Genomic DNA, 23,450 nt, shown 5'->3' on the forward strand with positions numbered 1-23,450 from the left:
CCGCGTCGCGGTTCCGCCCCCGACGTGTCGAGAGCGGGCCCGTCGATGCGCGATGAGCGCCGGGAAAACCGGCGACAGACATTGGGGCCGGCGAACGCGTGACGCGATCGCCGGCCCCTCGTGAGGTTGAAATCAGCGGCGGATGCCCGCCCAGTCGTGGTGCCGGCGAACGGTGGAGAGGATGAAGTCCACCACCCGCCGGGAGGTGTCCGGCACCTGGTAGTCGGCCGGGCATGGCACCCCGTGCGCGGCGACCTGGTCAACGGTGACCTGGACCGCTTCCACGACACCGGCCGGCTCAAGACCGGTCATGATGATGCCGCCGGCGTCCAGCGCCTCGGGCCGCTCGATCGACTCGCGCAGCGTGACCGCGGGGAAGCCGAGGATCGCGGCCTCCTCGCTGATCGTCCCGCTGTCCGAGAGCGTGCAGTACGCCCTCGTCTGGAGGTGTACGTAGTCGATCAGACCGAACGGCTCGTGAAAGGCGATCCCTTCCAACGCCGCGGGGTCCGGCGCCAGCGCCTCCAGCCGCTTGCGGGTGCGCGGATGGGTGGACACCAACACCGGGTAACCCCAGCGGTCGCGGACCGCTCGCAGGCAGTCGAGCAACCGCTGCAGCCGGTCCGGCCGGTCCACGTTCTCCTCGCGGTGGGCGCTGACCATGAAGTACCGCCGCGGGTCGAGCTCGAGTTGCCGCAGGATCGGCGACGCGTCGATCTCGGCGCGGTAGTGCTCCAACACCTCGCGCATCGGCGAGCCGGTGTGCAGGATCCGGCGCGGGTGCAGGCCCTCGGCCAGCAGGTTACGCCGGGCGTGCTCGGTGTAGACGAGGTTGAAGTCGGCGACGTGGTCGACCAGCCGACGGTTGGTCTCCTCCGGCACGTTCAGGTCGAAGCAGCGGTTGCCGGCCTCCATGTGGTAAACCGGCACCCGCATCCGCCGGGCCATCAGCGCGGCGATGCAGCTGTTCGTGTCGCCGAGCACCAGCAACGCGTCGGGCCGCAGGTCGGTGATCGCCTGCTCCATGCCGACGAGCACGCCGCCGAGGACCCGTCCGAGCGAGGTGGTGTCGACCTCCAGGAACCGGTCCGGCTGACGCAGCCTGAGCTCGGTGAAGAACACGTCGGACAGGGTGGGATCCCAGTTCTGGCCGGTATGCACCAGCACGTGGTCGACCGTGTCGTCCAGCCGGTCCAACACCCGGGACAACCGGATGATCTCCGGTCGGGTGCCGACCACCGTCATGACTCTCGTCATGCCCGTCCTCTCTCTGCTGCCACCTTGGTCAGGACGTCCTCGAACTGGTCGACGCCCACACGCAGCGACATTCGCTCCTGGTAGACCTGGCGGGCCTGATCGCCCAACTCCCGCCGGGCGGCGTCCGGCAGATCAGCCGCCGCCACGAACCGTTCGGCCAGTGCCCGCCAGTCCTCAGGCGGGCAGGCGAGACCAACCCCGGCCGACCGCACCAACGCGGCGGTGTCGCCGGCGGCCGAGGCGATCACCGGCACACCGCAGGCCAATGCCGCCTGCAGTTTCGACGGGACAGCGGCCCGCAGCGCAGGCACGTCGCGCAGACAGACCAACTGCCAGTCCGCGGCGGCGTACAGCTCGGCCATCTGGTCGGCCGGACGCCGGCCGACGAACCGGACGTTGTCGGCCCCGAGGTCCGCCGCGAGCCGGCGGGCGGCGTCCTCGCCAGCCCCCGACCCGACCAGCACCAGGTCGATCCGGTCAACGGCAGCGGCCGCCCGGATTGCCGTCTCGATGCCCTGCAACAGGCCGATGTTGCCGGCGAACATGATGGTGGTGCGCCCGCGGTGGCCCAGTATCGCGCGGGCCTCCTCCGTGACGGGCACGGGCCGGAAGAGAGCGTCGTCGGTCCAGTTCCAGATCACGCGCACCCGGTCCGGGTCGGCGCCTCGCGCCACGACCTGCTCGGCCATCGCCTGAGAGATCACGACGACCGCGTCGGCCAGCCGGTAGGTCTGGCGCATGAATCCGCCGAGCGCGCGTTCCAGGGTCCTCCCGGCCCGGCCGGTCGGCGCCATCCCGGATCCGAGCACCGACTCGGGCCACAGGTCCTGGATGTGCAGCACGACCGGCGTCCGTCGGGCGAGGCGCAGCACGGCCGCGGCGGCGATCGACGTGGGCGGCGGGTGGTAGACGTACGTGACGTCGACGCCGGCGAGCCACCCCACCGCCGCCGCGCTACTGGCGCCGAAGGAGAGGTGGCTCAGGGCCCGCCGGGCGGCTGACGTGTCGTGGCTGGGGTAGGCGGGCACCCTCTGGACGGCGACCGCTCCGTCGTTCTCCCGGTGCCGCCAACGTTGCCGCCAACCGGGGAAGATCCGACCGTACGGGTAGCTGGGGAACGTGGTCAGAACGCGTACCTCGTGCCCGCGATCGGCGAGTTGCTCGGCCAGGTTGCCCGGGATGAACACGCCCTCCGGCGGATACCACTGGCTGATCAGGCCGATCTTCACGCTCCGACCGCCACGGCCGCCTCCACCGGTTCGGGCCAGGTGTCCGGCCGGTCCGGATCGAACAGTTCGTTGGTCCAGAACATGGTGACCAACTCGTCGGGACCGGTGTTGACCAGCTTGTGCACCCACATCGTCGGCATGTCCACCAGCACCGGCTCGTCGCCGGTGACCGGGAACCGCAGCACCTCCGCGTCGCCGACGCGACGGAGGCTGATCTCGGCCGAGCCGCGCAGCACCACGAACCGCTCCACCTTTGCGAGGTGGAAGTGCTCACCGCGGGTGATACCGGGCCGGGTCGTGGAGCAGAACGTCTGCCCCGCCCCGCCGTGTGCCTTGACCGTCTCGACCAACTCGCCTCGCGCGTCGGCCCGACGCGGCAGCGGGATCGGGTAGTGCGCCGGGAAGCAGTGTGAGCGGTAGGTGTTGAACAGTCGCACGTCGTGCCGGTCCACCAGGGGCGGGATCTCCCCCGTCCGGTACGTCGTGGCCACCTCGGTGAGTCGGTCGGCCAGTGCGCGAACGCCGATCCGCAGCGCCGGCATCGCCGGGTCCCAGGAGCCGTCGACCGGCGCTCCGACGAGCCGGGCGGCCGCGTCGGTGACGTGCACGAGGTTCAGCTCGCGGTCGGCGTGCACCTCCGGCTGCCCGCCCTCGGCGAGCACTCGGCAGAAGGTCGCCACCGCTGAGTTGTAGTACGGCCGACCGTGCTCGCCGTAGAGGTTCGGCAGCAGCACGTCGTCCAGGTCGACGTCGATGTCGGCCAGCAGGCGTGCGGCCTCGGCCTTGGCATCGCCGTACGGAGTGCCGTTGCCCGCCTGCACGGAGTTCGCGTACACGATCCCGGCGGGCGGGGTCGCACAGTGCTTGAAGCCGTCGGCGAGCTGGACGGCGAGCTGGACGTTGCCGGCGGCGACGTCGGCCGGCTCCCCCCGGTTCACGCCTGCCAGGTGCAGCACCCGGTCGACTCCGGCCAGTTTCGCGGCGACGACGCCGGGGTCGGTGAGGTCCGCACGGCTGAGCAGGATCGGCTCCGGCCAGCCCATCGCGCGCAGCAGTACCCGGACGTGCCAGCCGAGGAATCCGCCGGCGCCGGTGACGGCGAGCCTCAGCACGCGAGCACCGGGTCCCGCAGGGCCAGCTCCGCGCGCACCTCGGGCAGCGTCTTCAACAGCTCGACGATCTCGGGTACGCCCAGCCTCGGCGCGTTCGCGGAGTTGAAGTCCTCAACCGGCCCCTTACCGAGCTCGCCCTCGGAGACGTACAGGGAGTAGTTGAGGTCACGAGCGTCCAGCGGCACCCGCAGGAACTCACCGAAGTCCTCGGCGCGGGTCAGCTCCTCCCGGCTGGCGAGTGTCTCGTCCAGCTTCTCGCCGTGCCGTACGCCGATGATGTCGAGTTTGAACGGCACGTCGAAGAGCTGGCACACCGCCTCGGCGAGGTCAGAGACGGTGCAGGCGGCAGCCTTGCGGATGAAGATGTCGCCGGGCCGTGCGTGTGCGAAGGCGTGCTCGACCAGTTCCACCGAGTCGGCCAACGACATCAGGAACCGGGTCATCCCCGGGTCGGTCACCGTCAGCGCTCGGCCGGCCTTGATCTGCTCGACGAAGAGCGGGATCACCGAGCCACGCGAATACATGACGTTGCCGTAGCGGACGCAGGAGACGGTGGTGGCGCTGTTCGGGTTGTTGCGGGCGTGAGCCTGGGCGACCTTCTCCATGAGAGCTTTGCTCATGCCCATCGCGTTGACCGGGTGGACGGCCTTGTCGGTGCTGAGCACCACCACCGAGCCCACCCCGTTACGCTCGGCGGCCTCGACGACGTTGCCGCTTCCCACGATGTTGGTTCGCACCGCCTCGAGCGGGAAGAACTCGCACGACGGCACCTGTTTGAGCGCGGCCGCGTGGAAGATGAAGTCGATTCCCCTGCTGGCCCGCAGCACGGAGTCGTAGTCGCGCACGTCGCCGACGTAGTAGCGGACCCGCCCATCGCCGAGCGACCGACGCATGGCGTCCTGCTTGGCCTCGTCCCGGCTGAACACCCGCACCTCGGTGGCGCCTCGGTCGAGCAACCTACGCACCATGGTCTGCCCGAAGGAACCGGTGCCTCCGGTAATCAGCACCCGGCGTCCGGCTGTCAATGAATTCACTGAAGCTCCGTTCGTCGCAGTGGGAGGCGCCAGCACACGCACGTGTGGAAACGCAGGCACCAGCCACCAATTCGGCAACGAGCCATCGTCCGGGATAGAAACGGATAATCCGCTTATAACAACGTCTTGGGCACCAGCCGATGCCGCGAAGATCGACGCCCGGTCGGACGGCCAGCTCATTGCAGCCTCGCGCACAGGGATCACCGCGGGAGTCGACTCGATCGGATGTTGACCGGTCTACCGAGGACCGACCTCCGACTCGGAGTCAACTCATAGCACCTGGATGGTCACTACACGTGACGAAGTCCGAGGTTTCTCGTTGAGCCCCTGGCAGCGCAGCAACCGCGGCCCGCCCGCCCAATCCCGGCACCGAGCCGGCTGACACCGTCGACGGACCAGAGAGAAGCGTGATGACCTCGATCACCCGTACCACTCTGCTGCTCTGTGACCTCGCCCCGTACCGCCACTCGACTCGCACTCGCAAGATCGCCGGCACGATGGCCCTGGGTCGCCCGGGCGAGGTTCGCGCGATCACCCTCGCCCGAGCCGGCCGTCTCGGCACGAGTGACGACCCGGGGGAGTCCGAGATCGACGGGGTCGAAGTCGAGCAACTTCCCGTGGGTGAGATCGACGACCGCCGCACGCTCGCGGCCTCGATCCGCAATCTGCTGGTGGGGTATCTGCCTGCGCTCTGGCGGCTTCGCCGCCGGATCCTCGCCACGCCCGCCCGGACGATCCTCGTGGGTCACAGCGCGCTCTTCTGGCTAGGCATCGCACATCGTCGTCGCTGGGGCAGCCAGGTTGTGATCAGCTGCCGCGAACGCCCGGGTGGCATCCGCACCAGAGGCTCTCTTGCCTCGTGGTTCTCCCGGATCGAACCATGGTTGCTCCGACGAGCAGCGCGCCGACACCCGTTCACGATCGTGGCGGTCTGCGAGAGTCATGCGGCGCTGTTCCGCGCGCTCAAGGTTGAGGACGTGTTGGTGATGCGGAACGTGCCGACAGCCTCTTTCGCGCCGACTTTCACGCCACCACCCGCTGGCCCCGAACTGCGGATCGCCTGTGTCGGCAGCCTATATCCGGGCCGAGGGGTCGAGGCCTTGATCGACGCCGTCGTCGCGGCACGAACCGCCGGCTCACCGGTGCAACTCACGATCACCGGTCCGGCCGGCACGGAGTACCGACAGTCGCTGCGCGACCGCATCGCCGCTGCTGGCGCCGGCGATTTCATCACGCTGGAGGGGGCCTGCGCCCCCCACGAGGTGCCGCTCTGCTACCAGCGGGCGCACGTCGGCACCGCGCTGTACGAGGCGGTGGACGCGGCGAACGACTCGCTCTCCAACAAGATATTCGAAGGGGTCGTCGCAGGCCGCCCAGTGATCGCCGGAAACCTTCCCGAGAATAGGGCGTTGGTCGAACGCCACCGGCTGGGTTGGACCTCCGCCGTCGAGGTCGAGCCACTGCGGGACCTGTTGATCGATTTGGCCGCCGATCTACCGACCGTGCTGACCCTGGCCAAACACTGCCACGAGATCGGTCGCACGGAGTTCGTCTGGGAGATCGAGACTCTGCCGCTGCAGAAACGCCTCATCAGCGCCTGAACCCAGCACACCCCAAGGAGAACCATGCCGGTCCAAGTCCTGCACGTCACGGGAGCCCGACCGAACTTCCCGAAGGCCGCTCCCGTCGTACGCGCGCTACGCGACCGTGGCATCGACCAGCGGCTGATCCATACCGGACAGCACTACGACGAACGGATGTCCGACGTCTTCTTCCGGCAACTCGGTCTACCCGAGCCGGACGTCAACCTCGGTGTGGGCTCGGGCAGTCACGCGGCCCAGACCGCCGCCATCATGACCGGCCTCGAAGCCCTTCTGCTGGAGGAGCGGCCCCGACTCTTGGTGGTCTACGGCGATGTCAACTCGACGCTTGCCGCCGCGCTGGTCGCCGCCAAGCTGGAGATCCCGATTGCTCACGTCGAGGCAGGTCTGCGTAGCTTCAATCGGGCCATGCCGGAGGAGATCAATCGGCTGGTGACCGACCGCCTCTCGGACCTGCTCTTCGCCACCAGCCCGGACGCCGTTGCGCACCTCGCCAGTGAAGGTGTCGCCGCCGACCGGATCCACTTCGTGGGTAACCCGATGATCGACACATTGTTGGCCAACCTCGAGCAGTTTGACGTGGCAGGCATCCGCGCCGCCGTACGGCTGCCCGAAAGTTACCTTGTAGCGACCCTGCACCGACCCGCCAACGTGGACGACCCTGGCGACGCTGCCGAACTCGCCAAGGCGGTCCACGCCGCCGCCGAAGACCTGCCGGTCGTCATACCGATTCATCCGCGCGGTCGGGCAAGCCTCGCAGCGGCGGGAATGTTTGACCACCCGCAGGTCCGGGCCGTCGATCCCCTGGGTTACATCGAGTTCCTCAGCTTGGTCCGTGGTGCGGCGGCAGTAATCACCGACTCGGGCGGGGTGCAGGAAGAAACCACGATTCTCGGTATTCCGTGCCTGACTCTACGACCGGACACGGAACGACCGGTGACCATCACTCACGGCACGAACGAACTGGTCGAACGGTCCGAGCTTGCGACGGCGATACGGGCAGCGCTCGGCCGGCCGCGGCCGGCCGAGACTGTCACACCGCCTTTGTGGGACGGCCGGGCAGGCGAACGGATTGCCCGTGTGATCACCAGCGCCCTCTGAGGACCTGCCCGACGGCTGGCCAGACAAGGCGCCGACCGAGTCGAACGAACTCGTCAGGACACCCCACGTCTCAAAGTGCGAGCCCAATGTCCTCCAACCGACGCCCAACTGAGATGCCTGCCGCCTTACGCAACAACTCGGTCGCCGCGGTCATCCGCCGGCCGCAACGACTCACGCCGCTGCTCCCGCTCTACGGCCCAGAGCGACAGCAGCCAGCCGCACACGTACGAGACTGCCGCCGACGCCCCGAACGTCCACACCGCTGCCAACGCGGAGGCTCCCGACAGTGCCGCCGCACAGACAGCTCCCGTCACCACCAACACCCGACCAGCGTCCCAGGCGAGTTGAAGGCCCTGCCTCTCGAGGACGACGAGCGTCTGCGACAAGGGTGAAGCGACGAGTTGGGTGGCGACGAAGATCGCCAGCGCCTGCGCGTAGCGGCCGCTGTTCGCCCATTCAGGGCCGAAAACCGCAGTGAAGGCCGACGGCGCGACGAGAACCAGAACCACGAACGCTACGCTGGCGACCACGGTCAGCTGCCGGCTCGCCTTCACGAACAGCTTCCGTGGATGTCCGCGGTCGGCGCTACGGGCAGCGCGGGACAACTCCGCGAGGTACACCTGCGCGACTGCCGATCCGATCAATGCCGCCGGCATCGCCAAGATCCGCTGCGTCAGCCCGAGCCATCCAGCTACCTCGGCCCCGTAATGGTAGGCAATGAACAGGACGGGAGCCTGTAACCCGATTACGTTGAGTAGGCCGGACGGCGCCAGCAGAAGAGGAAAGCGTCGGTATCGCACGGCCATCTGCCACAGCGTCGGACGCGGCGTCGCGCTTGCCTTGACTGTTCGTCCACGGACACCGCGTAGCAGACTCATCGCGGCGACGACCTGGCCGACCGCGAGACCCAGCGCCATACCGCCCGACCGGAGCCCGGCCACGCCGGCACCGACTTGGCTGATCAACATCGCGCTGTACTGGAGCAGATTCCGCCGGCCGATCGCGCCGTATCGTCGATACCTGACGGCCAACTGATTAAGAACGACGACTGCGCCCATGGCGGCGGCGGTCCACGGGGTCAGCCAGAGCCAGGACCGCAGCGACGGCTGTCCGAAGAGTTCGGCGATCTCGTCTCTCGCCGTTGCAACGACAACCGTCCCGAACAACGCGGTGGCAAGGGTCACGACTAGGCCGAGGGCGACGAGGACATGCGCGTCGCGGTCTCGCTCGGGAAGTGGTACCGCCAGTTCGAACCGGCCGGCAGCCACCGATCCGACTATCGCCGCAAGGGTTGAGAGCACCGCGAAGACACCGAAGTCCGATGGAGTGTACAGACGTGCGAGCAACGGTGCTGCGAGCAGCAGGAGCACTTGGCCGATAACGCTACCGGCTGCAATCGTCAGCACACCTCGTCGGTTGTCGCCGAGTCTGTTGCGAAGCACCGCAAACAGTGCCCCTACACCCCGAGCGTGCCCAATCCCCGAACTCTCGCCGCCTTCTCGAGAGGTATCGTGTTGCCGGACCAGCCCGGTCAAGGACGTCTGGCCCCGTACACGACTTGGGGCGAGTGACGAGGGTCGTACGCCCCTCCCGCCGCCACACCGACAAATACGGGTGCCCGTGGTGGTCGTTCCGTCAGCGCGCCCCGACGGTGACTGCTTTGCCGCCTACCCACACCGATTCGACTGCCCCAGTACCACAGGCCCAGATATGCGACCAGACCGACGTTCAGCGGCGTCTCGGGCCCCCCTGCCATCCACGTGCCGAGCACAACGGTGACCCCAGAGAATCCCACGAGTTCCAGGGAATTGTAACTTGCGCGCCGCATGGTCCGCTGAGTCAGCAGTTGCATGAGCACCCCGAGTAGCGCGGCGATAAGAATCAATCCAATGGTGCCGAAGTTGTAGTGGATGGAACCCCACAACGACGGCGGAGACGTGCCCCGGGTTGACCCGTACATCGTGTAGAAAACCTCGGCGCTCAGGGTGCTCCCACGATTGCCTGGCAGTATGCCGGCCAACCCATCGAGCCACTCTCCGCCGTTTTGGACCCGACTGCCCATCGTGTAGTTGAAGGCAGCAAGCCCAGAAACCTGGTTGTCGTTCATGAACCGGGCTATGAGGTCGTTCATGGCTGCGCGCGCCGGACTCTCCGTGCTGTCGGCACTCCGCGCCAGCACGTAGGTGGACAACAGCATGAGTGGTAAGCCGATGGCCACCGGCACCAGCAGAGCCGCCCGAGGCATCCGCCTGCGGTTGTGCAGGAACGTGTAGACCATCGCCGTCAGCACGAAGAGCACCAATGCGCCGCGTTGACCGGTAGCCATCAACGCAAGTAGGGCGACTCCGCCAAGCGCAACCGAGAGGACTCGGGCGAGGAGTCCGCCACGATTGAACGACCAGACGATCAGAACGAGAGCCAGCGACGGTAGTATCGCATTCTTGAACTGATTGACGTATCCGGGATAGAAGTACTTGTCGCCCGCGTACGACTCGAGACGGAGCGTGGCGATGTCCGCAGGAACGCCACTTAGTTGACCCCGGAGGCCCTCTATGAAGGCGCTGTATCCGACCGCTGCAAAGTAGGCTGCCGTCACCACGATCGAGATCAGGACGACGAACAGAATTGCACCTGTCGGTCGCACGGGCGAGACCTGGTATGTCGCTTGGCCGGCCGGACGATTTGCCGCCATCATCTCGCTGTGCCTGACCGAGAGGAAGGTCACCAGACTGGCGGCGATGTAGATAGCAATTGCCGCAGCCATGATCTGTCCGTAGAAGACCTCAACCTTGGACACCGGATCAATCAATCGCAATGTCCCGTACAGCATCAGCAACTGACACAGCACGAACAGCCCGTCCGGCGAAAGCACGCCGTAACGCCGAATTGCGACCAGGTAATGAACAGCAGCCAATCCGAGGACCGGCAAGAACAGCAGGATCATCTCGGCCCCCGTTATCCACCGACGGTAGGCTCAACGAGGGTGGTCACGGGAGGTCACGCGCTTCGGCCCGGATCAGCCTCTCGGCAGAGCCGAACGCACGAACCGCCTCAGCTCGGGCGGGCTGCAAGGCGACTGCGAGGAGTGTACAGCCGGGCCGAGCCGTCCCCTGCCATCCAACTGCGCGCGTCAGGGCTCGGTTTGTGGTGAGGTGGAGGCATGGACCGCACCCTGCTCGGGCTGGTGCTGCACCCGACGAGGGATGTCTCCGAGGTCGTCGAGATCATCGCCGACTGGGCGACCCGGCACGGCAAGGGCCTCGCCGTACGCGCGGAGGACCGGGATCGGGTGCCCGCGTCCGTCGAGGCGCTGCCCGCCGACGAGCTGCCCCGCACCGTGAACGCGTTGATCAGCATCGGCGGCGACGGCACGATGCTCGGCGCGCTGCGCATGGTGGTCGACGACCCGAAGCCGGTGCTGGGCGTGCACCTCGGCCGCCTGGGGTTCCTGATCGAGGTGGAGCCGCCGGAGCTGCCGGCGGCGCTGGACCGGCTGGCGAACAAGGATTTCACGGTGGAGACGCACAGTTGCCTGGTCTGCGGCGTGTGCGGTGACGATCTGGTGGCGTTCAACGACATCGCCCTGGTGCGTCAGCCCGGGGCCGGTTTCGTGACCGCCACCCTGGCGGTGGACGGGCAACGGTACGGCTACTACCGCTGCGACGCGATCGTGGTGAGCACGCCGACCGGGTCGACCGCGTACAGCTACGCGGCGGGCGGTCCGTTGGTCTCCCCGGCGGCCCAGGCGGTGGTGGTCACGCCGTCGGCGCCGATGGCGGGGATCTCCCGGGCGGTGGTGCTCTCCCCCGACGAGACGATCCGCCTGGAGTTGACGCCCGGGTCGGCGCCGGTGGCGGTGGAGGTGGACGGCCTGGTGATCCGGGACGCGGCGACCCAGGGGGCGGTCGAGATCAGCTTCCGCCGGGAGGCGGGGCTGGTGGTGCGGTTGGATCCGCGCCGCTACCAGGAACGCAACCAGCTGAAGCTCAGCCTGTTGGACCTGCCGCTGCTGCCGGAGCAGCTGCGGGAGCTGCTCCCGGAGGGGCTGCGGGAGCAGCTGAGCCGCCGGGAGCTGCCGCCACCGACCCGGTGACCGGGTCAGGCCTGCTTGAGCACCTCGGCGACGAGGTCCTTCGCCTCCTGCTGGATGCGGGTGAGGTGGTCGGCCCCCTGGAACGACTCGGCGTAGATCTTGTAGACGTCCTCGGTGCCGGAGGGGCGGGCGGCGAACCAGCCGGACTCGGTGGTGACCTTGAGGCCGCCGATGGGGGCGCCGTTGCCGGGCGCGGAGGTGAGGGTCGCGGTGATCGGCTCGCCGGCCAACTCGGTGGCGGTCACCTGCTCCGGGGAGAGCTTGCCGAGCACCGCCTTCTCCTCCCGGGTGGCGGGCGCGTCGATCCGGGCGTACGCGGGGGCGCCGAAGCGCTCGGCCAGCTCCGTCCAGTGTTCGCTGGGCGTCCGGCCGGTGGTGGCGATGATCTCGGAGGCGAGCAGGCAGAGCAGGATGCCGTCCTTGTCGGTGGTCCAGGTCCGCCCGTCGCGGCGCAGGAACGAGGCGCCGGCGCTCTCCTCGCCGCCGAAGCCGACGGTGCCGTCGAGCAGCCCGGGCACGAACCACTTGAAGCCGACCGGCACCTCCAGCAGCGGCCGACCGAGGTCGGCGGCGACCCGGTCGATCATGGAGGAGGAGACGAGGGTCTTGCCGACGGCCGCGGCGGGGCCCCACTGGGAGCGGGTGCGGAACAGGTGCCCGATCGCCACGGCGAGGTAGTGGTTGGGGTTCATGAGGCCGCCGTCGGGGGTGACGATGCCGTGCCGGTCGGCGTCGGCGTCGTTGCCGGTGGAGACCTGGTAGTCGGCGCGGGCGGCGATCAGCGAGGCCATCGCGTTGGGCGAGGAGCAGTCCATCCGGATCTTGCCGTCGCCGTCGAGGGTCATGAACCGCCAGGTTGGGTCGACGGTCGGGTTGATCACGGTGAGGTCGAGCCGGTGCCGTTCGGCGATCTCGCCCCAGTAGGCCACGCTGGCCCCGCCGAGGGGGTCGGCGCCGATCCGGACGCCGGCGGACCGGATCGCGTCGATGTCGATGGCCGCCGGCAGGTCGTCGACGTAGGCGCCGAGGAAGTCGTACGTCCCGGTGGTGTCGGCGGCGCGGGCCCGCGCGTAGGGGATGCGGCGGACGACGGCGAGCCCACCGGCGAGGATGGCGTTGGCCCGGTCCTGGATCCACCGGGTGACGTCGGTGTCGGCGGGGCCGCCGTGGGTGGGGTTGTACTTGAAGCCGCCGTCGTCGGGCGGGTTGTGCGACGGGGTGATGACGATGCCGTCGGCGAGGCCGGTGGTGCGGCCCCGGTTGTGGGTTCCGATGGCGTGCGACAGGGCCGGGGTGGGTGTGTAGCCGTCACGGCTGTCGACGAGCACGGTGACGTCGTTGGCGGCGAGCACCTCCAGGGCGTCGACCGCGGCCGGGGTGGACAGCGCGTGGGTGTCGCGGCCGAGGAAGAGCGGGCCGTCGATGCCGGCCTCGCGCCGGTAGTCGCACAACGCCTGGGTGACGGCGAGGATGTGGTCCGAGTTGAACGCGCGGCGCAGGCTCGACCCGCGGTGGCCGGAGGTGCCGAAGGAGACCTGCTGCGCCGGGTCCTGCGGGTCCGGGTGCTCCGCGTAGTAGGCGGTCACCAGGCGTGGCACGTCGACCAGGTCGGTGGGCTCGGCGGGCTGGCCGGCACGGGGGTGGGTCACTGCGGCAACCTCCTCGCGGATGGGGCGGACGCCGCTTGCTACCCGGCGGCGGGCGGTCTCATGCGTGTCGCGACCGGTGTCACGGCTCGACCCGCTGGCCCTTTCCGATCACCACTATGCCATTCTCCGAGACGGTGTAACGCTGCCGGTCCTTCTCCAGGTCGACGCCGATCTCGGCCCCCTCGGGCACGAAGACGTTCTTGTCCAGGATGGCCCGGCGGACGACGGCGTGCCGGCCGATCTCGACGCCCTCCATGAGCACCGCGCCGTCGACGTGGGCCCACGAGTGCACCTTGACCTTCGGGGAGACCACCGAGTTCTCGACGAGCGAGCCGGAGATGACCGCGCCGGGCGAGACCATCGAGCCGACCGCGCGGCCGACCCGCTCGCCCCACTGGTGGACGAACTTCGCCGGGGGGTACGGCGGCTGCTCGGTGTAGATGGGCCAGTCGAAGTTGTAGAGGTTGAACACGGGGTGGACGTTGATCAGGTCCATGTGCGCGTCGTAGAACGAGTCGAGGGTCCCCACGTCCCGCCAGTAGCCGCGGTCGCGGTCGGTGCTGCCGGGGACCTCGTTGTCCTTGAAGTCGTAGACGTTCGCCTCGCCCTTCTCGACCAGCATGGGGATGATGCTGCCGCCCATGTCGTGCTTGCTGGTCTTGTCCCCCGCGTCGCGCTCGACGGCCTCGCAGAGCGCCCTGGTGGTGAAGACGTAGTTGCCCATGGAGGCGTAGATCTGGTCGGGCGCGTCGGGCAGGCCGACGGCGTCGGTGGGCTTCTCGCGGAACGCGCGGATCCGCCGGCCGTCCTCGCCCACCTCGATGACGCCGAACTGGTCGGCGGTCGACAGCGGCTGGCGGATGCCGGCGACGGTCACCCCGGCGCCGGAGGCGATGTGGTCGTCCACCATCTGCCGGGGGTCCATCCGGTAGATGTGGTCGGCGCCGAACACGATCACATAGTCGGGCTGCTCGTCGTTGATGAGGTTGAAGCTCTGGTAGATGGCGTCGGCCGAGCCGGCGAACCACCACGGACCGCGGCGCTGCTGCGCCGGCACCGGGGTGACGTAGTTGCCGAGCAGGGTGGACATCCGCCAGGTCTTGGTGATGTGCCGGTCCAGCGAGTGCGACTTGTACTGGGTCAGCACCACGATCTTGAGGAAGCCGGCGTTGGCCAGGTTGGAGAGGACGAAGTCGACCATGCGGTACATCCCGCCGAACGGCACGGCGGGCTTGGCCCGGTCCGTGGTCAGCGGCATCAGGCGCTTGCCCTCTCCGCCGGCCAGGACGATCGCGAGCACCTTGGCAGCCATGCTCAGACGCTAACCACCCGCGTCCGACTTCACCACTCGTACGGTCGGACTTCTGCACTAGGGTGCGGGGATGACCGACTCCTCCCCGGCCACCGGACAGCTTCGCGTCGATCTGCTCACCCGTGAATACCCGCCGGAGGTCTACGGCGGCGCCGGGGTGCACGTGGAGTATCTGGCCCGGGAGTTGCGTCGGCTCGCCGACGTGCGGGTGCACTGCTTCGGCGCGCCCCGCACCGAGCCGGGCGTCACCGCGTACGCCGAACCGCCGGGCCTGACCGGCGCAAACGCCGCGCTGCGCACGATGGGCGTGGACCTGGAGATGGCCGCCGGCACGGCCGGCACCGACGTGGTGCACAGCCACACGTGGTACGCGAACCTGGCCGGGCACACCGCGAAGCTGCTGCACGGGGTGCCGCACGTGGTGACCGCGCACAGCCTGGAGCCGCTGCGGCCGTGGAAGGCCGAGCAACTCGGCGGCGGCTACGCCCTCTCCTCGTGGTGCGAGCGGACGGCGGTGGAGGCGGCCGACGCGGTGATCGCGGTCAGCGAGGGGATGCGACGGGACGTGCTGGCCGCCTACCCGGCGGTGGACCCGGGCCGGGTTCGGGTGGTCTACAACGGCATCGACACGGTGCAGTACGCGCCGGACAAGGGCACGGACGTGCTCGACCGGCTCGGCGTCGACCCGGCGCTGCCCAGCGTGGTCTACGTCGGGCGGATCACCCGGCAGAAGGGTCTGCCGTATCTGCTGCGGGCGGCGCGGGAGCTGCCGTCGGACACCCAGCTGGTGTTGCTCGCCGGGGCGCCGGACACGGCGGAGATCGCCGCCGAGGTGGAGGATCTGGTGGCCGAGCTGCGGGCGACGCGTTCCGGTGTGGTCTGGGTGGCCGCGATGCTGCCCAAGCACGAGGTGATCCAGGTGCTGACCCACGCCACGATCTTCGTCTGCCCGTCGGTCTACGAGCCGATGGGCATCGTCAACCTGGAGGCGATGGCGTGCGAGACCGCGGTGGTCGCGACGGCCACCGGCGGCATCCCGGAGGTGGTGGCCGACGACGAGACGGGGCTGCTGGTCCCCATCGAGCAGGCCACCGACGGGTCGGGGCGGCCGCTGGATCCGCAGCGCTTCGTGGCCGACCTGGCGGCCCGGCTGAACGAGTTGCTGGCCGACCCGGCGCGGATCGCCGAGTTCGGCCGGGCGGGTCGGCGGCGGGCGGTGGAGCATTTCTCCTGGGACGCGATCGCGGCGCGCACGCTGGAGGTCTACCGGTCGGTGGGAGCGGCGGGCTGAGCCGAGCGCGAAGCGATCTCGGGCAGTAGGTTGGCGGGGTGACTGGACGGTTCCCCATCGAAGACGTCTCCCCCGTCGTCTCGTGCGGTCGCTACCCCGCGAAGGCGGTGGTGGGCGAGCGGGTGCCGGTGGCGGCCCGCGCCTACCGCGAGGGGCACGACGCGCTGGGCTGCAACGTGGTCTGGCGCGGCCCGGACGGCGTGACCCGCCCGTTCACCCGGATGCGGCCCGGCGAGCCGGGGCAGGACCGGTGGCACGCCACCATCACACCGGACGCGGTCGGCGAGTGGACCTTCTCCGTCGAGGCGTTCCAGGACCCGTACCTGACGTGGCAGAACGCGGTCACCAAGAAGATCGCCGCCGGGCAGGGGGCGGCGGAGCTGGCCAACGACCTGGCCGAGGGCGCGCGGGTGCTGGAGGCCGCGGCGGCGCTGGTGCCGGCCGCCGAGCGGGAGCGGGTCGTCGCGGCGGCGGCCGCCCTGCGGGACGACGACCTGGCGCCGCCGGCGCGGGTGGCGGTGGCGCTCGACCTGGCCGACCTGCTGTGGGCGCACCCGGTGCGGGAGTTGGTGACCGCCGGCGAGGAGCACCGGCTGTGGGTGGACCGCGAGCGGGCCCTCTTCTCCGCCTGGTACGAGTTCTTCCCCCGCTCCGAGGGGGCGGTGCCGGCGACCGTCGACACGCCGGCCCGCTCGGGCACGTTCGCCACCGCCACGCAGCGGCTGCCCGGGGTGGCCGCGATGGGTTTCGACGTGCTCTACCTGCCGCCGATCCACCCGATCGGGCGGGTCAACCGCAAGGGCCGCAACAACGCGCTCACCGCCGGCCCGGACGACGTCGGCTCGCCGTGGGCGATCGGCGCCGAGGAGGGCGGGCACGACGCCATCCACCCCGATCTGGGTACGCCGGAGGACTTCCGGGACTTCGTCGCGGCGGCCGCCGAGCAGGGCCTGGAGGTGGCGATGGACCTGGCGTTGCAGTGCGCGCCGGACCACCCCTGGGTGACCGAGCACCCGGAGTGGTTCACCACCCGGGCCGACGGCACGATCGCGTACGCGGAGAACCCGCCGAAGAAGTACCAGGACATCTATCCGCTGAACTTCGACAACGACCCGGAGGGCATCCGGGCGGAGATCCTGCGGGTGGTGCTGCACTGGGTGGGCGAGGGCATCCGGATCTTCCGGGTGGACAACCCGCACACGAAGCCGTTCGACTTCTGGCACTGGCTGATCTCGGAGGTCAAGCAGGTCGACCCGGACGTGCTGTTCCTGGCCGAGGCGTTCACCCGCCCGGCGATCATGCACGGCCTCGGCAAGATCGGCTTCACCCAGTCGTACACGTACTTCACCTGGCGCACCTCGGCGGCGGAGATGCGCGCGTACTGCGAGGAGCTGGTCGCGGCCGCCGACTACATGCGACCGAACTTCTGGCCCAACACCCCGGACATCCTGCACGAGTCGTTGCAGCACGGCGGCCCGCCGATGTTCAAGATCCGGGCGGTGCTGGCCGCGCTGCTCTCCCCCTCCTGGGGGCTGTACGCCGGCTACGAGCTCTTCGAGCACGTCGCCCGCCCCGGCGCGGAGGAGTACCTGGACAACGAGAAGTACGAGCTGCGCCCCCGGGACTGGGCCGGCGCACAGGCGCAGGGCCGCTCCCTCGCCCCGTTCATCGCGGTGCTCAACCGCGTACGCCGGGACAACCCCGCCCTGCGCCGGCTGCGCAACCTGGTCTTCCACGACATCGACAACCCGGCGCTGCTCTGCTGGTCCAAGCACGACCCGGAGACCGGCAACACCGTCATCGTGGTCTGCTCGTTCGACCCGCAGGGCGTGCAGTGGGGCAACACCACCCTGGACATGCCGGCGCTCGGCTTCGACTGGCACGACCGGTTCACCGTCCACGACGAGCTGACCGGCACCAGCTACGACTGGGGGCAGCGCAACGCGGTACGGCTCGACCCGTACCTGCAACCGGCCCACGTGCTGACCGTGCGCCGGCCGGTTCCCCCCGAGGTGCCGACCGCCGCACCGACCGGCCCGGCGGACCTCACCGTCGAAGCCGTCCCCGACGACCTCTCGGCTGGCACCGCCCCGACCACCCCCGCCCCGAAGGACGACGACCGATGGACCAGCTGATCGCCGGCCACGCCCACGACCCGCACGCCGTGCTCGGCGCGCACCCGGCCGACGGCCGGACGACCATCCGCACCCTGCGTCGCGGGGCGGGCGACGTCGCCGTGCTGGTCGACGGGGAGCGACACCCGATGAAGCGGGTGCACGACGTCGGCGTCTTCGAGGCCACCGTGCCGGGCACCGTGCTGGACTACCGGGTCGAGGTCGACGGTGTGCCGCGCGACGACCCCTACCGCTACCCGCCCACCCTGGGCGAGCTCGACCTGCACCTGATCGGTGAGGGGCGGCACGAGCGGCTGTGGGAGGCGCTCGGCGCGCGGGTCTTCGACGAGGGCGTGGCGTTCGCGGTCTGGGCGCCGAACGCGCGCGGCGTCCGCGTCGTCGGTGACTTCACCGGCTGGGCCCCGGACGACGGATGGCCGATGCGGTCGCTCGGCTCCACCGGCGTGTGGGAGATCTTCGTCCCGGACGCCGCGGCCGGCGCCCGCTACAAGTACCGGATCCTCGGCGCCGACGGGCGCTGGCGGGACAAGGCCGACCCCCTGGCGGCGTACGCGGAGGTGCCGCCGGCCACCGCGTCGGTCGTGCACCACTCCCGCTACGAGTGGTCCGACGAGGCGTGGCTGGCCCGGCGGGCCCGGCAGCAGCCGCACCAGGAGCCGATGAGCGTGTACGAGGTGCACCTCGGCTCGTGGCGGCCCGGGCTCGGCTACCGGGAGCTGGCCGACGAGCTGACCGCGTACGTCACAGAGCTGGGCTTCACCCACGTCGAGTTCCTGCCGGTGATGGAGCACCCGTTCGGCGGTTCGTGGGGCTACCAGGTGACCGGCTACTACGCGCCGACCTCCCGCTTCGGCGACCCCGACGACTTCCGTTACCTGGTGGACCGGCTGCACCGGGCGGGGATCGGGGTGCTGCTCGACTGGGTGCCGGCGCACTTCCCCCGCGACGAGTGGGCCCTCGCCCGCTTCGACGGCACCCCGCTCTACGAGCACCCGGACCCGCGCCGCGGCGAGCACCCCGACTGGGGCACGTACGTCTTCGACTTCGGCCGCCGCGAGGTGCGCAACTTCCTGGTCGCCAACGCGCTCTACTGGCTGGACGAGTTCCACGTCGACGGGCTGCGGGTGGACGCCGTCGCCTCGATGCTCTACCTGGACTACTCCCGTCAGGAGGGCCAGTGGGCCCCCAACCAGTACGGCGGTCGGGAGAACCTGGAGGCCATCGCGTTCCTCCAGGAGGTGAACGCGACCGTCTACAAGCACCACCCGGGGGTGCTGATGGTCGCCGAGGAGTCCACCGCGTGGCCGGGCGTGACCCGGTCGACGGCCGACGGCGGGCTCGGCTTCGGGTTCAAGTGGAACATGGGCTGGATGCACGACACCCTGCTCTACACGTCGAAGGACCCGATCTACCGCCAGCACCACCACCATCAGCTCACGTTCTCCCTCGCGTACGCCTGGAGCGAGAACTACGTGCTGCCCATCAGCCACGACGAGGTGGTGCACGGCAAGGGTTCGCTGGCCGCCAAGATGCCCGGCGACACGTGGCAGCGGCTGGCCAACGTGCGGGCGCTGCTGGCGTACATGTGGGCGCACCCCGGCAAACAGTTGCTCTTCATGGGCTGCGAGCTTGCCGACGACCGGGAGTGGAGCGAGGAGCGCGGCCTCGACTGGTACCTGACGCACGACCCGGCGCGGGCCGGCGTGCAGCGGCTGGTGGGTGACCTGAACCGGCTCTACCGGGACGCGCCGGCGCTGTGGGCGCAGGACACGGACCCGGCCGGGTTCCGCTGGATCGCCGGGGACGACGTCGCCAACAACACGGTGTCGTTCGTCCGGATCGCCCCGGACGGTTCGACGCTGGTGTGCGTGGCGAACTTCTCCGCCCTGCCGCTGCACGACTACCGGGTCGGCCTGCCCGCCGGGGGGACGTGGCGGGAGGTGCTCAACACCGACGCGCACCACTACGGCGGCTCCGGCGTGGGCAACCTCGGCGAGGTGCGCGCGGAGGACGTGCCGTGGCACGGTTTCCCCGCGTCGGCGGCGCTCCGGGTGCCGCCGCTCGGCGTGCTCTGGCTCCGCCCGGCGTGACCCGTCACGCCGCCCGGGCTGAGCCGGCACCGCCCGGCTCCGGCCGTTGTGGGTCGGCGCCGCCCGCCCCGGCCGTTGTGGGCCGGTGCCGCCGGCTCCGGCCGCCGACAACTGTTGATTGCTATGACGCAGAGTCATAATCATGCCTCTGCGTCATGGCGCTCAGGATGATTACCGGCTCGGCAGTGGACGCCTACGCGTCGCGGCTCGGCGCACTCTCCGGCCGCGGATCCACAGCGACACCAGGCCGCGCTCCCTCCGATAGGGCGGCGCGACCAGCGACCTGGGGCGGTTCCAGAGCATGATGGCCAACGCGGTGACCATGGCTGTCCAGGGCACAGCGAGGGCGACGAACATGAGAACGCTGACGCCGGCGACGACACCGGCTATCACCGCCAGGAACATCGCCGCAGTTGCGACGTAGATGAGCGGGAAGGTCCGCCACATCGCCCTCTTCGCGGCCGATGAGACAGGCAGGAACCACAAACCGCGCACCAGCTCGCGTCGCCCCTGACCGCGCCAGTGGCGCCGCAACTGGTAGCCGCTGAGCACGAACATCGCCGCGAAGGCGGACAACATGATGGCGTCCTTCGGACCCGTCAACCTGGTCTCCTGCCCCACGACTCGGCGGCCCGGCGGGCCACCATCCGGCGGATCACCGTAGAAGGGCTGCGCAAGAGGCCAGGGAGTCGCGGGGGGCGGCGCGTCGAGGCGCGCGGCGGCGCGGGAGGTCTCCGGGCGTACGTCAGACCAGGCCGGCGTCGCGGAGCAGCTGCCACAGGCCGGCGCCGTCCGGCGCGGAGAGCCACTTCTGCCCCACCGGCCCCGCCGACGGCTTGTCGTGCGGCACCGGCAGGCTGCCCGCGAGCACCGCCTGCGTCGGTGAGAGCCGGCGGATCGCCACGCCGGCCACGTTGTCCGGGTGGGCCGCCGCGAACTCGCGGTAGATCTCCGGGTCGTGCTGGCCGTCGTCGCCGACCAGCAGCCAGCGCACGTCGGGGAACTCCCGGGCCAGCCGGGCGAGGGTGGCGCGCTTGTGCTCGCGTCCGCTGCGGAACCACCGGTCGGCGGTGGGGCCCCAGTCGGTCAGCAGCAGCGGCCCGGCCGGGTAGAGGTGCCGGGACAGGAACCGGGTGAGCGTCGGCGCGACGTTCCAGGCGCCGGTGGACAGGTAGAAGACCGGGGCGCCCGGGTGGGCGGTGACCAGCCGCTCGTAGAGGACCGCCATGCCGGGCACGGCCGCGCGGGCGTGCTCGTCGAGGACGAAGGTGTTCCACGCGGCGAGCAGCGGCCGGGGCAGCGCCGTCACCATCACCGTGTCGTCGATGTCGGAGAGGATGCCGAAGCGGACATCGGGGTCGAGGATGCGTACCGGCGCCTCGACCGGCTCGGCGTCCCGCACGCTCAGCCGGACCGTCCCCCAGCCCGGCGGCAGGTCGGCCTCGACCACCGTGTCGACGAACCCGCTCCGGTCCGCCTGCGCCTCGTGCCGCACCCCGCCGGTCTCGATCGACACCGTGACGTGCTTGGCGGGCAGGGTGGTGAAGCTGCGCCACCCGCGCACCTTCTCCAACCGGGCCCGCTGGCGGGTGTCCGGGCGGCCCAGCAGCACCCGGCACATCACCCGCACCCAGCCCGGCCCGCCGTAGCCCGTGTAGGCGACGATGTTGATCCGCCAGCCGGTGCGCCGCAGCCGGCGCTCCACGAGCTGGTGCACGGCGTCCTCGATCCGCGCCGCCCGGTGCAGGCGCGGGACGGCCAGTTGGCCGGCGGGAGTCGATGGCACGCTGCCACCCTGCCACACCGCCGCGGTCCCGGCCACGCGAGGCGATCTTCCCCGACCGGTCTGCCCCGATCCACCCCGCCCGACGTCGGGGTCGTGAAACACTCCGGTCGGGACGACGACGGGGGCGTGGTCGTGTCGCAACCAGTGCAGGACAGAAGGTGGTGGCGTCCGCGGCTCGACCGGCCGGCGCTGGTCGCGCTGCTGCTCGGGCTGGTCGGGGTCGGCTACCGCCTGGTCCTGACGCTCTACACGGTGCCCGCGTCGAACAGTGACGAGGCCACCTTCGGGTTGGCGGCGCTGCACATCTCCGAGGGCCGGGCGCACCCGGTCTTCCTCTACGGGCAGCGCTACATGGGGATGCTGGAGTCGTACCTGGCCGCGCCTTTGATCTGGCTGGCCGGGCCGAGCTGGCCCGTGCTGCGGCTGCCGATGCTCGTCCTCTACGCGCTCTTCCTGTACCTGATCCACCGACTCACCCGACGCGTCTGCGCGCCCTGGTTCGCCACGTTCGTCGTCGGTCTCCTGGCCCTCGGCCCGGAACGGGTGGTCCGGGACCAGCTGACCGTGGTCGGCGGGCGACCCGAGGCGAAACCGGCGGTGGTGCTGATGCTGCTGGTCGCCGTGGGGTTGGCCGCCGGCACGATCCACCGTCGGCGGCCGGCCGTCGGCCTGTTCGGCCTCCTCGCCGGGCTGGCGCTCTGGTCGGACTGGCTGATCGCGCCGTACCTGCTGGTCTCCGGTCTGCTGCTGCTCTACGCGATCCGCCGGGAGCTGCTCGGCTGGGCCGGGGCGCTGCTGGTGGCGGGCTTCGTCGTGGGCGTCGCCCCGATGATCTGGGCGAACGTGGTCGCCCCGCCGGGGCAGGACTCGTGGTCGGTGCTCCGGGAGATCAGCACCCGCCCCGGGCCGGAGCCGTCGTGGGCGCTGCGACTGCGGGGCGGCCTGGTGGAGGGGGTGCCGCTGGCCGGTGGGCTCTGCCCGATCGACGGCTGCGGCCGCTGGCAGGAGTGGTTCGGCTACCTCTATCCGCTGCTGCTGCTCGTCGCGGCGGCCCTCGCCGTGATCTTCTACCGGCGCACCGCCGGGGGGCCACGCGGTCGGCGGATCGGCCCGGTCACGCACCTCGCCCTGGTCGCGGGCGCGGCGCTCACCCTCCTGTCGTACGTGCGCAGCCCGCTGGCCGCTCTCGACCCGCTGGCCAACGCGCGCTACCTGTCGCTGCTGCAGATCTCGCTGCCGGCGGTGCTCTGGCCGCTCTGGCTGGCGGCGGTGGCCGGCTGGCGGGGCACGGTCGGCGCGTTCGGTCGGCTGAGCGGCGCGGTGGCCGCCGTGGTGCTGGCCGCGCTGGCCGTGACGAGCCTGGTGGTGACCGTGCGGTACGCCACGGACGGCGTCGCGGCGTCGCGGGACGAGGAGCGTCAGGCCCGGGAGCTGGCCACGGTGCTGCGCGCCGACGGGCCGCACGAGGTGTACGGGGACTACTGGATCTGCAACCGGCTCGTCTTCGACACCGCCGAGGAGGTGGTGTGCGGGGTCGTCGACGACAACCTCCGGCCGGGGCAGAACCGCTACCTGCCGTACTGGCGGCAGGTGGGGCGGGCGGCGCGTCCCGGGTACGTGGTAGAGGCCGATTCGGTGGCGGACTTCCGGCTGCGCCGCCTGCTCGGCGACGAACTGGACCGCACCCCGGTGCGTGACGTGGGCGGCTACCGCGTCTACCACCCGCCGAGCCCGGTGCGCCCGTGGCGGTAGATTCCAGC

The 23,450-nt window shown here is 70.3% G+C and carries 17 protein-coding genes; 7 read left to right on the forward strand and 10 right to left on the reverse strand.

The window, feature by feature from the left end:
* Positions 1-132: 132 nt before the first annotated feature.
* The 4 genes from wecB (ACIBTV_RS13635) to ACIBTV_RS13650 are packed head-to-tail and all read right to left on the reverse strand — an operon-like array spanning position 133 to position 4,692.
* On the reverse strand, positions 133-1,257 hold the full coding sequence (gene wecB, locus ACIBTV_RS13635; RefSeq protein ID WP_396704588.1) for a non-hydrolyzing UDP-N-acetylglucosamine 2-epimerase: 1,125 nt from the start codon (positions 1,255-1,257) through the stop codon (positions 133-135).
* Positions 1,254-2,486, reverse strand: coding sequence for a glycosyltransferase family 4 protein (locus ACIBTV_RS13640; protein ID WP_396704590.1), 1,233 nt, complete (start codon positions 2,484-2,486; stop codon positions 1,254-1,256). Before ACIBTV_RS13640 ends, wecB (ACIBTV_RS13635) begins: the two co-directional genes overlap by 4 nt.
* Positions 2,483-3,598 carry an NAD-dependent epimerase/dehydratase family protein gene (locus tag ACIBTV_RS13645; protein WP_396704592.1) on the reverse strand — a complete coding sequence of 372 codons (1,116 nt, stop codon included), beginning with the start codon at positions 3,596-3,598 and terminating at the stop codon, positions 2,483-2,485. Before ACIBTV_RS13645 ends, ACIBTV_RS13640 begins: the two co-directional genes overlap by 4 nt.
* Positions 3,592-4,692 carry an SDR family NAD(P)-dependent oxidoreductase gene (locus tag ACIBTV_RS13650; protein ID WP_396704594.1) on the reverse strand — a complete coding sequence of 367 codons (1,101 nt, stop codon included), beginning with the start codon at positions 4,690-4,692 and terminating at the stop codon, positions 3,592-3,594. Before ACIBTV_RS13650 ends, ACIBTV_RS13645 begins: the two co-directional genes overlap by 7 nt.
* 350 nt (positions 4,693-5,042) lie before the next feature.
* Here ACIBTV_RS13650 and ACIBTV_RS13655 point away from each other — a divergent pair, with 350 nt between their 5' ends.
* Positions 5,043-6,233, forward strand: a complete 1,191-nt coding sequence (locus tag ACIBTV_RS13655) for a glycosyltransferase family 4 protein (RefSeq protein ID WP_396704596.1) — start codon at positions 5,043-5,045, stop codon at positions 6,231-6,233.
* A 24-nt stretch (positions 6,234-6,257) separates the two neighbouring features.
* Positions 6,258-7,334, forward strand: a complete 1,077-nt coding sequence (wecB, locus tag ACIBTV_RS13660; RefSeq protein ID WP_396704598.1) for a non-hydrolyzing UDP-N-acetylglucosamine 2-epimerase — start codon at positions 6,258-6,260, stop codon at positions 7,332-7,334.
* 125 nt (positions 7,335-7,459) lie between these two features.
* Here the strand turns inward: wecB (ACIBTV_RS13660) and ACIBTV_RS13665 are convergent, their stop codons facing one another.
* Both ACIBTV_RS13665 and ACIBTV_RS13670 read right to left on the reverse strand, forming a co-directional pair.
* Positions 7,460-8,704: a lipopolysaccharide biosynthesis protein gene (locus ACIBTV_RS13665; RefSeq protein WP_396704600.1), complete on the reverse strand. Its 1,245-nt coding sequence runs from the start codon at positions 8,702-8,704 to the stop codon at positions 7,460-7,462.
* A gap of 161 nt (positions 8,705-8,865) precedes the next feature.
* Positions 8,866-10,278: an O-antigen polymerase gene (locus ACIBTV_RS13670; RefSeq protein WP_396704602.1), complete on the reverse strand. Its 1,413-nt coding sequence runs from the start codon at positions 10,276-10,278 to the stop codon at positions 8,866-8,868.
* A gap of 216 nt (positions 10,279-10,494) precedes the next feature.
* Between ACIBTV_RS13670 and ACIBTV_RS13675 the strand changes: the two genes are divergently transcribed.
* Complete coding sequence (locus ACIBTV_RS13675; protein ID WP_396704605.1) at positions 10,495-11,427, forward strand: NAD(+)/NADH kinase; 933 nt, start codon at positions 10,495-10,497, stop codon at positions 11,425-11,427.
* A 5-nt stretch (positions 11,428-11,432) separates the two neighbouring features.
* On the opposite strand, the gene pgm is transcribed toward ACIBTV_RS13675, so the two are convergent.
* Positions 11,433-13,076: a phosphoglucomutase (alpha-D-glucose-1,6-bisphosphate-dependent) gene (gene pgm / locus ACIBTV_RS13680; RefSeq protein WP_396704607.1), complete on the reverse strand. Its 1,644-nt coding sequence runs from the start codon at positions 13,074-13,076 to the stop codon at positions 11,433-11,435.
* A 79-nt stretch (positions 13,077-13,155) separates the two neighbouring features.
* Positions 13,156-14,388 carry a glucose-1-phosphate adenylyltransferase gene (glgC, locus tag ACIBTV_RS13685; protein WP_396704610.1) on the reverse strand — a complete coding sequence of 411 codons (1,233 nt, stop codon included), beginning with the start codon at positions 14,386-14,388 and terminating at the stop codon, positions 13,156-13,158.
* A gap of 70 nt (positions 14,389-14,458) precedes the next feature.
* Here glgC and glgA point away from each other — a divergent pair, with 70 nt between their 5' ends.
* From glgA to glgB, 3 genes are read left to right on the forward strand one after another with little or no spacing between them, the layout of a single operon-like run.
* Entirely contained in the window at positions 14,459-15,679 is a 1,221-nt protein-coding gene (gene glgA / locus ACIBTV_RS13690; protein ID WP_396704612.1) for a glycogen synthase, read from the forward strand.
* 38 nt (positions 15,680-15,717) lie between these two features.
* Complete coding sequence (locus ACIBTV_RS13695) at positions 15,718-17,814, forward strand: alpha-1,4-glucan--maltose-1-phosphate maltosyltransferase (protein ID WP_396704615.1); 2,097 nt, start codon at positions 15,718-15,720, stop codon at positions 17,812-17,814.
* Entirely contained in the window at positions 17,802-19,904 is a 2,103-nt protein-coding gene (gene glgB, locus ACIBTV_RS13700; protein WP_396704616.1) for a 1,4-alpha-glucan branching protein GlgB, read from the forward strand. The genes ACIBTV_RS13695 and glgB overlap by 13 nt, the downstream gene beginning before the upstream one ends.
* 171 nt (positions 19,905-20,075) lie before the next feature.
* Here glgB and ACIBTV_RS13705 read toward each other — a convergent pair whose 3' ends face one another.
* Complete coding sequence (locus ACIBTV_RS13705; RefSeq protein ID WP_396704618.1) at positions 20,076-20,507, reverse strand: hypothetical protein; 432 nt, start codon at positions 20,505-20,507, stop codon at positions 20,076-20,078.
* Positions 20,508-20,649: 142 nt separating this feature from the next.
* The gene (locus tag ACIBTV_RS13710; protein WP_396704620.1) at positions 20,650-21,690 is read right to left on the reverse strand and encodes an App1 family protein; all 1,041 of its coding nucleotides are present in this window, start codon (positions 21,688-21,690) and stop codon (positions 20,650-20,652) included.
* Between the two features lie 132 nt (positions 21,691-21,822).
* On the opposite strand from ACIBTV_RS13710, the gene ACIBTV_RS13715 reads away from it, so the two are divergent.
* Positions 21,823-23,442 carry a hypothetical protein gene (locus ACIBTV_RS13715; RefSeq protein WP_396704622.1) on the forward strand — a complete coding sequence of 540 codons (1,620 nt, stop codon included), beginning with the start codon at positions 21,823-21,825 and terminating at the stop codon, positions 23,440-23,442.
* The last annotated feature ends 8 nt before the right edge of the window (positions 23,443-23,450 follow it).

It is taken from the genome of Micromonospora sp. NPDC049366, assembly GCF_044466625.1.
Classification (GTDB): Bacteria; Actinomycetota; Actinomycetes; order Mycobacteriales; family Micromonosporaceae; genus Micromonospora.